Annotated in this window: 13 protein-coding genes; all 13 read left to right on the top strand. The window is 41.4% G+C overall.

All coding sequences use genetic code 11. The features are described from left to right. Positions 1-90 precede the first annotated feature (90 nt). The 13 genes from B9T28_RS04330 (at position 91) to B9T28_RS04395 (ending at position 12377) form a co-directional block, all read left to right on the top strand. Complete coding sequence (locus B9T28_RS04330) at positions 91-1197, top strand: muconate/chloromuconate family cycloisomerase (RefSeq protein WP_086202726.1); 1107 nt, start codon at positions 91-93, stop codon at positions 1195-1197. Between the two features lie 34 nt (positions 1198-1231). Further along, the gene (gene catC / locus B9T28_RS04335; RefSeq protein WP_086202727.1) at positions 1232-1522 is read left to right on the top strand and encodes a muconolactone Delta-isomerase; all 291 of its coding nucleotides are present in this window, start codon (positions 1232-1234) and stop codon (positions 1520-1522) included. 152 nt (positions 1523-1674) lie between these two features. Then, positions 1675-2595 (top strand): catechol 1,2-dioxygenase, encoded by a 921-nt coding sequence (gene catA, locus B9T28_RS04340; RefSeq protein ID WP_086202728.1) that lies wholly within the window; start codon positions 1675-1677, stop codon positions 2593-2595. A gap of 82 nt (positions 2596-2677) precedes the next feature. Beyond that, positions 2678-4063: a benzoate 1,2-dioxygenase large subunit gene (gene benA / locus B9T28_RS04345; protein ID WP_086202729.1), complete on the top strand. Its 1386-nt coding sequence runs from the start codon at positions 2678-2680 to the stop codon at positions 4061-4063. After that, entirely contained in the window at positions 4060-4569 is a 510-nt protein-coding gene (gene benB / locus B9T28_RS04350) for a benzoate 1,2-dioxygenase small subunit (protein WP_086202730.1), read from the top strand. The genes benA and benB overlap by 4 nt, the downstream gene beginning before the upstream one ends. A 70-nt stretch (positions 4570-4639) precedes the next feature. Then, positions 4640-5656: a benzoate 1,2-dioxygenase electron transfer component BenC gene (gene benC / locus B9T28_RS04355; protein WP_086202731.1), complete on the top strand. Its 1017-nt coding sequence runs from the start codon at positions 4640-4642 to the stop codon at positions 5654-5656. Between the two features lie 13 nt (positions 5657-5669). After that, positions 5670-6455 carry a benzoate diol dehydrogenase BenD gene (benD, locus tag B9T28_RS04360; RefSeq protein WP_086202732.1) on the top strand — a complete coding sequence of 262 codons (786 nt, stop codon included), beginning with the start codon at positions 5670-5672 and terminating at the stop codon, positions 6453-6455. Positions 6456-6507: 52 nt separating this feature from the next. After that, positions 6508-7731: a benzoate/H(+) symporter BenE gene (benE, locus tag B9T28_RS04365; protein ID WP_086202733.1), complete on the top strand. Its 1224-nt coding sequence runs from the start codon at positions 6508-6510 to the stop codon at positions 7729-7731. 30 nt (positions 7732-7761) lie between these two features. Next, positions 7762-8448 (top strand): 3-oxoacid CoA-transferase subunit A, encoded by a 687-nt coding sequence (locus tag B9T28_RS04370; protein WP_086202734.1) that lies wholly within the window; start codon positions 7762-7764, stop codon positions 8446-8448. 18 nt (positions 8449-8466) lie between these two features. Then, positions 8467-9117 carry a 3-oxoacid CoA-transferase subunit B gene (locus tag B9T28_RS04375; RefSeq protein ID WP_086202735.1) on the top strand — a complete coding sequence of 217 codons (651 nt, stop codon included), beginning with the start codon at positions 8467-8469 and terminating at the stop codon, positions 9115-9117. Between the two features lie 138 nt (positions 9118-9255). Then, positions 9256-10458: a 3-oxoadipyl-CoA thiolase gene (gene pcaF / locus B9T28_RS04380; protein ID WP_086202736.1), complete on the top strand. Its 1203-nt coding sequence runs from the start codon at positions 9256-9258 to the stop codon at positions 10456-10458. A gap of 72 nt (positions 10459-10530) precedes the next feature. Beyond that, positions 10531-11307 (top strand): 3-oxoadipate enol-lactonase, encoded by a 777-nt coding sequence (gene pcaD, locus B9T28_RS04385; protein WP_086202737.1) that lies wholly within the window; start codon positions 10531-10533, stop codon positions 11305-11307. 452 nt (positions 11308-11759) lie between these two features. After that, a complete protein-coding gene (locus B9T28_RS04395) occupies positions 11760-12377 on the top strand; it encodes a TetR/AcrR family transcriptional regulator (RefSeq protein ID WP_086202739.1) in 618 nt (205 codons plus the stop codon). Positions 12378-12393: the final 16 nt, after the last annotated feature.

A 12393-nucleotide genomic window follows, 5' to 3' on the forward strand; every position in this document is an offset into this window, starting at 1 on the left:
TAAAATGCAAATTTGATCTTCGACAGGCAATATCCATTCCTTTAAGGTATATCATAAGAACAGCACAAAGCAAGATTGCAAAGAGTAAAGATGTATAAATCAATAGAAACATTGCTGGTGGAAATTCCAACAATCCGTCCCCACAAGATGGCTGTTGCGACTATGCAGACTCAAACACTGGTGCTGATTAAAATCACAACTGAAGATGGTTTTATCGGTTGGGGCGAAGCAACCACCATCGGTGGCTTAGGCTATGGTGAAGAAAGCCCTGAAAGTGTCAAAATCAATATCGAAACTTATTTCGCACCCTTATTAAAATCCCTCAAAGGTTTAAATGTTGCGCAAACCTTTCAAGTCATTAAAAAGAATATTAATGGTAACCGTTTTGCCAAATGTGCCATTCAAACTGCTTTATTAGATATTCAAGCACAACGTTTAAGCTTGCCTTTAAGTGAAGTACTGGGTGGCCGTATTCGTAATAGTGTACCTGTACTTTGGGTTTTAGCTTCAGGCGACACGACTAAAGATATTGCTGAAGCACAGCAAATGATCGCTACAAAACGTCATAATATTTTCAAACTCAAGATCGGCTCTCGCCCTGTTCAAGAAGATGTTGAACATGTGCTTGCGATTAAAAAAGCCTTGGGTGCTGATATTTCAATTCGTGTCGATGTGAATCGTGCATGGTCTGAACTTGAAGCGATTAAAGGCATTCAAGCGTTACAAGACGGTGGTGTCGATTTAATTGAACAGCCTTGTGCGATTGAAAATATTGATGCTATGCAACGCTTAACGCATCGGTTTGATATTGCCATTATGGCAGATGAATCTTTGATGGGTCCAGATAGTGCTTATCGTTTGGCCAAGCGTAATGCAGCCTCTGTCTTTGCCGTGAAAGTGGCACAGTCTGGTGGATTAGTTGAAGCCTCTGAAGTTGGCAAAATTGCTAAATTGGCTGGGATTGATCTGTATGGTGGCACCATGCTGGAAGGCCCAGTAGGAACCATGGCATCGGCACAAGTGTTTTCGACATTCCACAATCTCGCATATGGCACTGAGTTATTTGGTCCATTGCTATTGACCAAAGATATTCTTAAAACGCCATTACAATATCAAGACTTTGAGTTGGTTCTGCCAACAGCACCGGGTTTAGGTATTGAGTTAGATTTAGACAAAATCGAAAACTTACGTCGTTAATAGATCGTTATATACATTAGAGTAGGAGCTGAATATGCTTTTCCAAGTACGTATGGATGTCAATATCCCTCGTGATATGCCAGCTGAACAAGTCAATGAAATTAAGGCTGTTGAAAAGGCATATTCACAAGACTTACAGCAGCAAGGCAAATGGCGTCATATCTGGCGCATCACTGGTCAATATTCAAATATCAGTATTTTTGATGTTGAAAGCAATGAAGAGCTACACAATATTTTGCAAGGTCTGCCTCTTTATCCGTATATGAATATTGAAGTGATGGCACTCAATCGTCACCCATCTTCAGTGCGTAGTGATGACAGTTAATTGAAAAATTAAAAGGGGTGAAATGATTCGCCCTCTTTAGAAATAGATCCAAACTAGTATTAAACAAGGAAATGTGGCGAGTAACAAAGCTAGCAAGATGCCAGCATCGCAAGCCACGTACAAAAAACTTATCATACTTAAGGAGCATTAGTATGAACCGTCAAGAAATCGATAAATTAGTAAAACAAATGAATGTGGATACGGCAACAGGATCTGTTGATACGCGCGTTCAACAAATTGTGATTCGTTTAGTGGGTGACTTATTCCAAGCGATTGAAGATTTGGATATTTCTCAAACTGAATTATGGAAAGGTTTGGAATACTTCACTGATGCAGGTCAAGCTAATGAATTGGGTCTTCTTGCAGCGGGTCTAGGTCTTGAACATTACCTTGATCTACGTGCCGACGAAGCTGATGCTAAAGCTGGCATCACAGGTGGTACACCGCGTACCATCGAAGGTCCTTTATATGTTGCTGGTGCGCCTGAATCGGTTGGCTTTGCACGTATGGATGATGGTTCAGAAGCGGGTAAAATTGATACTTTAATTATTGAAGGTACAGTGACTGATACTGAAGGTAATGTTATTCCAAATGCTAAAGTTGAAATTTGGCATGCGAACAGCTTAGGTAACTACTCTTTCTTTGATAAATCACAGTCTGAATTCAACCTTCGTCGTACTATTTTAGCCGATGCTGATGGTCAATATACTGCTTTAACCACGATGCCTGTTGGTTATGGTTGCCCACCTGAAGGAACGACTCAGTTTGTTCTGAACAAATTAGGTCGTCACGGTAACCGCCCTTCTCATGTGCATTATTTCGTTTCTGCACCGGGTTACCGCAAATTAACAACTCAGTTCAACATCGAAGGTGACAAATACCTTTGGGACGACTTTGCTTTCGCTACACGTGATGGTCTTGTTGCTACCGCTGAAGATGTTACTGATGCAGCTGAAATTGCACGTCGTAATTTAGACAAAGCATTTAAACACATTCAGTTTAATGTTGAACTGGTAAAAGATGCTGCAACTGCACCTTCTACTGAAGTAGACCGTCGTCGCGTTAGCGCTTAATACCCTTATGATAGATAACCCAGATGTCAATTTAATGACATCTGGTTGACTGTCCCAAAATTTGGAAAGTCGGAGAACGGACATGCCTCGTATTCCTGTAATTAATACTAGCCACCTTGATCGCATTGATGAACTTTTAATTGATGATTTCGAGACTGGTGAATTTAAACTTCATCGTTCAGTCTTTACTGATCAAGCCCTGTTTGACTTAGAGATGAAATACATCTTCGAAGGTAATTGGGTTTACTTGGCACATGAAAGCCAGATTCCGAATAATAACGATTTTTACACCACACACATTGGTCGCCAACCGATTATTATTGCGCGTAACCGCACTGGCGAACTCAATGCCATGATTAATGCGTGTTCACACCGTGGCGCACAGCTTTGTCGTCATAAACGTGGCAATAAAGCAACTTATACTTGCCCATTCCATGGTTGGACATTCAACAATTCAGGTAAATTGCTTAAAGTAAAAGATCCAGTAGATGCAGGATACTCAGATTGCTTTAACCAAGAAGGTTCACACGACCTTAAAAAAGTTGCACGTTTTGAAAGCTATAAAGGTTTCTTGTTTGGTAGCTTAAATTCTGACGTACCAACACTTGCAGAATTCTTGGGTGAAACGACAAAAATCATTGATATGATTGTCGATCAGTCAGAACAAGGCTTAGAAATTTTACGTGGTGCATCGACCTATACTTACGATGGCAACTGGAAACTCACTGCTGAAAATGGTGCAGATGGTTATCACGTTTCTGCCGTGCATTGGAACTATGCAGCAACTACTCAACAGCGTAAAGAAAAAGAAGCTGCTGACAATGTCCGTGCAATGAGCGCAGGTTCATGGGGCAAACAAGGTGGTGGTTCTTACGGTTTTGACAATGGTCACATGTTGCTTTGGACACAATGGGCAAACCCAGAAGACCGTCCAAACTTCCCGAAAGCTGAAGAATATACCGCAAAATTCGGTGCTCCAATGTCAAAATGGATGATCGAACGCTCACGTAATTTGTGCTTGTATCCAAACGTTTATTTTATGGATCAGTTCGGTTCACAAATTCGTGTCCTGCGCCCTATCTCAGTCGACAAAACTGAAGTCACCATTTACTGTATCGCCCCAATTGGGGAAGATAAAGAATCGCGTACGCGTCGTATTCGTCAATATGAAGATTTCTTCAATGCCTCAGGTATGGCAACGCCAGACGATTTAGAAGAATTCCGTGCATGCCAAGCAGGTTATGCAGGTATTGAGCTTGAATGGAATGACATGAGTCGTGGTGCAAAACACTGGGTTCAAGGTCCAGATGAAGCAGCAGATGAAATTGGTTTAAAACCATTACTTTCAGGGATTAAAACTGAAGATGAAGGTCTATACCTAGCTCAACATCAATACTGGCTCAAAACCATGAAACATGCGATTACATCTGAAAAGGAATTGGCTGTAACTGAAGGAGAAAGCGCATGAATACAGCAGTGACTTTAGATAAGACATCTTTAGAAAATATTGCGCAATTTCTCTATAAAGAAGCACGTTTTTTAGATGATGAACAATGGGATGACTGGTTACAGTGCTATGCACCTTGCGCACAATTCTGGATGCCAGCTTGGGATGATAATGACACCCTAGTAGAAGATCCTGAAACTGAAATTTCGTTAATTTACTATCCAAATCGTCAAGGTTTAGAAGACCGCGTATTCCGTATTAAAACAGAACGCTCTTCTGCAACCATGCCCGATACACGCACTAGCCACAATATTTCCAATGTTGAAGTTTTAGAGCGTAATGGCGATCGAGTAACGGTGCGCTTTAATTGGCACACCTTAAGTTTCCGTTACAAAACCAGCTATAGCTATTTTGGTATGTCACGTTACGTTATCGATTTCTCGGGTGAACAACCAAAAATCGTAGATAAATACGTCGTTTTGAAAAATGATTATATCAACCAAGTCATCGATATTTATCACCTCTAATTCGACTATTCTCTCAGTAGAAAATTTCTGCTGAGAGATTCAAAAAATTAATTTTGAAAGGATTTCTCCCATGTCTAGTCATAACATTGCATTACAATTTGAAGATGGCGTTACTCGTTTTATTTCTGTTGCTCAAAACGAAACTTTATCTGATGCCGCTTACCGTCAAAAAATTAATATTCCGCTAGATTGCCGTGATGGCGCATGTGGAACTTGTCGTGCATTTTGTGAATCTGGTACCTACGACATGCCAGAAGAAACCTATATTGAAGATGCATTAACCCCAGAAGAGGCAGCGGAAGGTTATATTTTGGCATGCCAATGTAAACCAACCTCTGATGCTGTATTTAAAATTCAAGCGTCTTCTGAAGTATGTAAAACTGAAATTCATCAGTTCCAAGGTACATTATCACGTGTTGAAAATTTATCTGAATCAACCATTACCTTTGATATTCAATTAAATGATGGTCAGCCAGATATTCACTTCCTTGCCGGTCAATACGTCAATGTTGCGATTCCAGGAACAACTGAAACACGCTCTTACTCTTTCAGCTCTAAACCGGGCAATCGCTTAACAGGTTTTGTGGTTCGTAACGTTCCAAATGGCAAAATGAGTGAATTTTTAAGCAAAACTGTCCAAGCTGGCGATCAGATGAGCTTTACTGGCCCATTTGGTAGCTTCTATTTACGTAATGTTGTTCGCCCTGTGGTTATGCTTGCAGGCGGTACAGGGATTGCGCCATTTATGTCAATGTTACAAGTCCTTGAAGAAAAAGGTTCAGAGCAACCTATCCGTTTGGTTTTCGGTGTGACCAATGACTTTGACTTGGTTGCAATTGAAAAATTAAATGAACTTCAAGCGAAATTCCCTTGGTTCGAATACCGTACAGTGGTTGCAAGCCCAGATTCTGCACATGAACGTAAAGGTTACGTCACAGGTCATATTGACAATTCATGGCTCAATGCTGGCGATGTCGATGTTTACTTATGTGGTCCAGTACCAATGGTCGATGCAGTCCGCGGTTGGTTAGATAGCGAAGGCGTGAAACCAGCAAACTTCCTATTTGAAAAATTCTCTGCAAACTAAGTCGGAGACAAACATGTCAGATCGTCAAAGATTTCAAAATAAAGTCGTCATTGTGACTGGTGCTGCTCAAGGCATCGGTCGCGGTGTTGCCTTACAAGTTGCAGCTGAAGGTGGTTTAGTCGTCATGGCAGACCACTCAGACTTTGTTCAAGATGTGCTTGCCGAAATTCAAGCTCAAAATGGTCAAGCCATTGTGGTTCAGGCTGATCTTGAAACATTTGCAGGTGCAGAAGCTGTAGTCGAAGCAGCGATACAACATTATGGTCGTGTAGATATCTTAATCAATAATGTCGGTGGTGCAATATGGATGAAACCTTTCCATGAATTCACCCCTGCTGAAATTGAAAAAGAAGTCAGTCGTTCATTATTCCCAACACTTTGGTGCTGCCGAGCAGTATTGCCTGAAATGATTAAAAATCAATCTGGCGTGATTGTGAACGTATCTTCTATTGCAACCTGTGGTATCAACCGTATTCCTTATTCAGCATCGAAAGGTGGGGTCAATGCCCTCACTCGCTCTTTAGCTTTTGCACATGCCAAAGATGGAATTCGCGTCAATGCTGTGGCAACGGGCGGTACAGAAGCCCCACCACGTAAAATCCCACGTAACAGTAAGCCCCTGACTGAACAAGATCAGACATGGATGCAAGAAGTGGTTGATCAAACGATCGATAGTACATTTTTAGGTCGCTATGGCACCATCCAAGAACAAGTGAATGCCATTGTGTTCCTTGCTTCAGATGAGTCGTCATATATGACAGGTACGGTTGTTCCTGTCGGAGGTGGAGATCAAGGTTAAACCTTGATCTTTTTTTATCATATAACAGGATCATTGCGCATGGAGGCCTTCAATGGCACACCTGTTTAAAACATTAAAACAAGATTGGTCAATTTCAGCGACGGTTGCAGGATTTTTAGCCGTGCTGATTTCTTATGCTGGCCCAATGATTATCTTTTTCCAAGCCGCACAACAAGCCGATGTTTCTTCAAGCATGATGGCGTCATGGATTTGGGGCAGTTCAATTGGTGCTGCAATCACGGGTATTTTCTTATCCATCAAATTTAAAGTCCCGATTATTACCGCGTGGTCTGCACCCGGTACAGCCTTATTGGTCGCATTATTTCCGAACATTTCACTGAATGAAGTGGTTGCTGCTTATATCACCTCTGCGGTGATTATTTTGTTCATTGGCATGACAGGTTCTTTCGATAAGTTACTGAAATGGATACCTCAAGGCATTGCCGCGGGCATGATGGCAGGCATTCTATTCCAGTTTGGTGTCGGACTCTTTAAAGCCACAGACAGTATGCCTTATGTGGTCTTTGGCATGTTGGCCTGTTTCTTATTGGCAAAACGCTTTTCACCACGTTATGCCATTATTTGGGTACTTATTTCTGGCATTACACTAAGTTTAATTTTTGGCAAAATGAATCCTGTTGCAATGAGTTTTTCTTTAGCAATTCCAGAGTTTATTACACCTGAATGGTCATGGTCTTCTACCCTTAACTTTGCAATTCCTTTGACTATTGTCAGTCTGACTGGGCAATTTTTACCGGGTATGGCGATTATAAAATTAAGTGGTTACGACACCTCAGCCAAACCCATTTTAAGTGTTGCCAGTATCGTATCGCTTGCTGTTGCTTTTGTCGGCGGTATCACCATTGTTTTGGCTGCCATTACTGCTGCGCTATGTACAGGAAAAGACTCACACGAATTAAAAGAAAAGCGTTATATCGCCGGTATTGCTAACGGTATTTTCTACATTTTAGGTGGTTTATTTGCTGGCAGTATTGTCATGCTCTTTAGTCTATTGCCTAAAGAATTGGTTGCAGCCTTGGCTGGTCTTGCATTGCTAGGTGCAATTGCAACCAACATAAGTGCAGCCATGAAAGATGAATCTCAACGAGATGCAGCTCTGATTACATTTCTTGCCACAGTTTCTGGCATGCATTTTTTAGGGCTCAGCTCAGTATTTTGGGGTATTTGTATCGGAATGATTGCGCATTTGGTTTTAACCAAGCGTCAACCGACTACAGCTACTCAGCCTTCAACCCAAAGTCCTACTCAGGGTTAGTTTAGGCAAAACGTTTGATGAGGAAACACTATGATTGATAAAAGCACATCATCTTTAACAGAAGCACTTTCCCAAATTAAGGATGGCTCTACCATCATGATTGGTGGCTTCGGAACGGCTGGCCAGCCCGCTGAACTCATTGACGGGTTAATTGAATTAGGCGTCAAAGACTTAGTCATCATTAACAATAACGCCGGTAATGGCGATTATGGTTTGGCCAAGCTGCTTAAAACGGGTGCAGTACGTAAAATCATTTGCTCTTTCCCACGTCAATCCGACTCTTGGGTTTTTGATGAATTGTTCCGTGCCGGCAAAATTGAATTGGAATTAGTTCCACAAGGCAACTTGGCTTGTCGTATTCAAGCTGCTGGCATGGGTTTAGGTCCTATTTATACTCCAACTGGTTTTGGGACTTTACTGGCTGAAGGTAAGCCAACCTTAAACTACGACGGCAAAGACTTTGTTTTAGAAAACCCAATCAAAGCAGACTTTGCTCTCATTAAAGCCCATCAAGGCGACCGTTGGGGTAACTTGGTTTATAACAAATCTGCACGTAACTTTGGCCCCATTATGGCCATGGCTGCAGAGGTCACCATTGCGCAAGTGTCTGAAGTGGTTGAACTCGGTGCTTTAGATCCTGAGCACATCATCACTGCGGGTATTTTTGTCCAGCACGTGGTTGCTATTGGCAAAAAACAACTTGAACAATCGGCCTAAGACCTGAGGATTTAAACCATGAGCTATAGCAAACTCTCCCGCGATCAAATTGCAGAACGTGTGGCACAAGATATTCCAGATGGTGCTTATGTCAATTTAGGCATTGGTTTACCGACCAAGATTTCAAACTATTTACCTTCCGACAAAGACGTTTTCTTACATTCTGAAAATGGTTTATTGGCTTTTGGCCCACCACCTGCCAAAGGTGAAGAAGACCCTGAGCTGATTAATGCCGGTAAAGAATTTGTGACTTTACTTGAAGGCGGTGCTTATTTTCATCATGGTGACTCTTTTGCCATGATGCGTGGCGGTCACCTTGATATTGCGGTGTTGGGTGCGTTCCAAGTGGCTGAAAATGGTGACTTGGCCAACTGGCATACCGGTGCACCCGATGCGATTCCTGCAGTCGGCGGTGCCATGGATTTAGCGGTCGGTGCGAAGAAAGTCTTTATCACCACCGATCATGTGACTAAAAAAGGCGAACCAAAGATTGTCGCTGAACTGTCTTATCCAGCGACAGGTTTAAAATGTGTCGATCGTATTTATACCGACCTGTGTGTGATTGATGTTACGGCTGAAGGCATGAAAGTCATTGAGAAAGTGGAAGGTCTAACCTTTGCTGAATTACAGGCAATGACGGGTGCAAAACTGATTGATGCAACTGTATAAAACAAAAATACATGCTTCTATTAAATAATTGAAGTTCCTTCTCCCTGAGGGAGAAGGTTAGGATGAGGGATATTTATAAAGCATCCTCTCCCTAACCCTCTCCTTCAAAGGAGAGAGAACCAATGAGATAAATTCAATATGAAAAACGCTTATATTATCGATGCGATTCGTACCCCATTTGGTCGTTATGCAGGTGGCTTAGCCCCTGTCCGTACCGATGATTTGGGTGCAATCCCAATTCAAGCCTTGATGCAACGCAATCCATCGGTGAATTGGGCATTGGTTGATGACGTGATCTATGGCTGTGCTAATCAAGCCGGTGAAGACAACCGTAACGTTGGTCGTATGTCAGCACTCCTTGCGGGTGTGCCTTATCAAGTCCCAGCGACTACCGTGAATCGTCTATGCGGTTCATCACTGGATGCAATCGCCATGGCAGCACGTGCCATTAAAGCTGGTGAAGCAGATTTAATTATTGCTGGTGGTGTAGAAAGCATGAGCCGTGCGCCTTTGGTGATGGGTAAATCTGAAACTGCTTTTGGTCGTGCTCAAAAGCTAGAAGACACCACCATGGGTTGGCGTTTTATCAATCCTAAATTGAAAGAGCTGTATGGTGTCGAGACCATGCCGCAAACTGCTGAAAATGTGGCCACACAGTTCAATATTAACCGTGCCGATCAAGATCAGTTTGCATTGACCAGCCAACAACGTACCGCAGATGCCCAAGCACGTGGTTTTTTCGAGCAAGAAATTGTACCTGTGAGCATTCCACAGCGTAAAGGTGAACCTGTAATCATCTCTCAAGATGAACATCCTCGTGCCACCACCATTGAAGCCTTAACTAAGCTGAAACCTGTAGTCAAAGCTGAAGGTTCGGTAACGGCAGGCAATGCTTCAGGGATTAATGATGGCGCAGCAGCGTTGTTAATTGCATCGGATGATGCCATTGCACAATACGGTTTGAAAGCCCGTGCCAAAATTATTGGCGCAACCACTGTGGGTGTTGAACCCCGCATTATGGGTTTTGCTCCTGCACCTGCAATTAAAAAATTATTGGCTCAAACGGGTTTAACTTTAGAGCAAATGGACGTGATTGAACTGAATGAAGCCTTTGCAGCGCAAGCTTTAGCAGTGACACGTGACCTTGGTTTGGCGGATGGCGCTGAACATGTCAATCCAAATGGTGGTGCGATTGCCTTGGGTCATCCACTGGGTGCTTCGGGTGCGCGTTTGGTCACGACGGCCTTGAATCAGTTGGAAGCCACAGGTGGAACCTATGCCCTATGTTCAATGTGTATTGGCGTGGGTCAAGGGATCGCGCTGATTATTCAACGGGTTTAATCATCAGTTTCTTTATTAAAAAATCCCTCCCCACCTCCCTTTAACAAAGAGAGGAGATTTAAGGAATGAGCAATGCCAACATTTATTTCAAATGATGCAAGCATCAATTACGCAACATTTGGTGATGCGAGTCAACCTGCGATTATTTTTTCAAATTCGCTTGGGACTAATTACGAGATGTGGCAACAGCAATTTAATCACTTTAAAAATGATTACTTTGTCATTTGCTATGACACCCGTGGTCACGGTGCATCAAGTGCACCTCAAGGGCCTTATAGCATCGAGCAATTAGGTCAAGATGTAGTAAATTTACTTGATCATTTAAAGATTGAAAAAGCGACTTTTTGTGGTATTTCAATGGGTGGTTTAACAGGTCAATGGCTTGCTATTCATCATCCACAACGTTTTAACCATGTGATTGTCTGTAACACTGCTGCAAAAATTGGTCAAGAACAAGCTTGGCTAGATCGTGCAGCATTGGTTCGTGAGCAAGGTCTAGCACCTATTGCTTCTACAGCAGCATCACGTTGGTTTACCCTTCCCTTTATCCAAAGCCAAGCAACAATTGTGGAAACGCTGAGTAACGACCTCGCAGCTAGCAGCGCAGAAGGTTATGCAAATTGTTGTGAAGCTTTGGCTAAAGCGGACCTCCGTGAACAACTCAAAGACATCACTGTTCCAGTCTTGATTGTTGCCGGTCTGCAAGATCCTGTCACTACGGTGACAGATGCTCAATTTATGTTAGATCGAATTCCAAATGCTCAAATATTTGAAATCAATGCCTCGCATATTTCAAATATTGAATCTCCAAGTGAATTTAATACCGCATTAACAGACTTTATAAATTAAAATCGCATAGCAACTCAAAGGGAACTTTTCGGAGTTCCTTTTTTATTAGCATCATTACTGATGATAAAATTATAATCATCTAGATAATTATAAGTATTAAAATTTTCACATACACCCTTTAGGCAATTCATTTCTATGAAGATAAACAGCTTATTAAATTTATTTACAAATACAATCAATAGGTTATGTAAATCACATTTTATACTAAACCATTCAATAATTTCATTCTGCAAAATAAATTTTTTGCTCAAAATGTCTGAGAGAACACTGAGCTTCACATTTCTGAATATGTATCAAATCTACTTAGATTTAAAAGATTTATCATGTGAATGACATTATATCTTTAAGCCCCTATTTATTCCCCCAAATGACTGATGTTTTATTCATTTTACTGATACGATACCTGATATAATTCAGATGTTCTTTTATCGATATCTTTTGGAACTTATAAAATGATTTCAGTACGCCAACAAAATTTTCTTTTACGCAAAGAGAAGATTTTAGCGATGGCAGAAACACTATTGCTTGATAACAACCAAGATATAACCTTAGGCGAACTCGCACAAGAATTAGACATCGCCAAGGGAACGATTTATAAACATTTTAAAAGTAAAAATCAGCTGTATTTAGAACTTATTATTCTGAATGAACAACGCTTATTGGACCTTTCAAAAAAATATCATGACGATATTAAAACCTATGTTTCCCAATATATGCTCTATAATATGCTTAATTCTAATCGCACCATTTTACTGCATGTTATTGAAGAAAAACTAACCAATAATGAAAGAAAACTCAAAGACTTGTTTGAAGAACTCTATCGAATTCGTGAAGCACGAATTATGGAGCTCAAAGATATGTTTGGCGAACATCTAAAAGCACTAAACAGCATAATGTCAATCCGAGATTATTTGTCCTACATCTGGACGATTACTTACGGCGCATCACTACTTTTAAATTCAACGCATTATCAGAAATCGATTGGTTCTAGAGAGCGTTTGATTAAACTTTATGTAAATCAGGCGCTCATGACCCCAGATAAATTGTCTGAACCTGAAAAGCACATTTAACTATTCCTATTTTCTG

This window comes from Acinetobacter silvestris (assembly GCF_002135235.1).
In the GTDB taxonomy this organism is placed as follows: domain Bacteria; phylum Pseudomonadota; class Gammaproteobacteria; order Pseudomonadales; family Moraxellaceae; genus Acinetobacter; species Acinetobacter silvestris.

Bases quoted from the DNA above. Each gene is read 5' to 3' on its own strand.
- B9T28_RS04330 (WP_086202726.1), top strand. From the start codon at position 91: ATGTATAAATCAATAGAAACATTGCTGGTGGAAATTCCAACAATCCGT.
- catC (WP_086202727.1), top strand. From the start codon at position 1,232: ATGCTTTTCCAAGTACGTATGGATGTCAATATCCCTCGTGATATGCCA.
- catA (WP_086202728.1), top strand. From the start codon at position 1,675: ATGAACCGTCAAGAAATCGATAAATTAGTAAAACAAATGAATGTGGAT.
- benA (WP_086202729.1), top strand. From the start codon at position 2,678: ATGCCTCGTATTCCTGTAATTAATACTAGCCACCTTGATCGCATTGAT.
- benB (WP_086202730.1), top strand. From the start codon at position 4,060: ATGAATACAGCAGTGACTTTAGATAAGACATCTTTAGAAAATATTGCG.
- benC (WP_086202731.1), top strand. From the start codon at position 4,640: ATGTCTAGTCATAACATTGCATTACAATTTGAAGATGGCGTTACTCGT.
- benD (WP_086202732.1), top strand. From the start codon at position 5,670: ATGTCAGATCGTCAAAGATTTCAAAATAAAGTCGTCATTGTGACTGGT.
- benE (WP_086202733.1), top strand. From the start codon at position 6,508: ATGGCACACCTGTTTAAAACATTAAAACAAGATTGGTCAATTTCAGCG.
- B9T28_RS04370 (WP_086202734.1), top strand. From the start codon at position 7,762: ATGATTGATAAAAGCACATCATCTTTAACAGAAGCACTTTCCCAAATT.
- B9T28_RS04375 (WP_086202735.1), top strand. From the start codon at position 8,467: ATGAGCTATAGCAAACTCTCCCGCGATCAAATTGCAGAACGTGTGGCA.
- pcaF (WP_086202736.1), top strand. From the start codon at position 9,256: ATGAAAAACGCTTATATTATCGATGCGATTCGTACCCCATTTGGTCGT.
- pcaD (WP_086202737.1), top strand. From the start codon at position 10,531: ATGCCAACATTTATTTCAAATGATGCAAGCATCAATTACGCAACATTT.
- B9T28_RS04395 (WP_086202739.1), top strand. From the start codon at position 11,760: ATGATTTCAGTACGCCAACAAAATTTTCTTTTACGCAAAGAGAAGATT.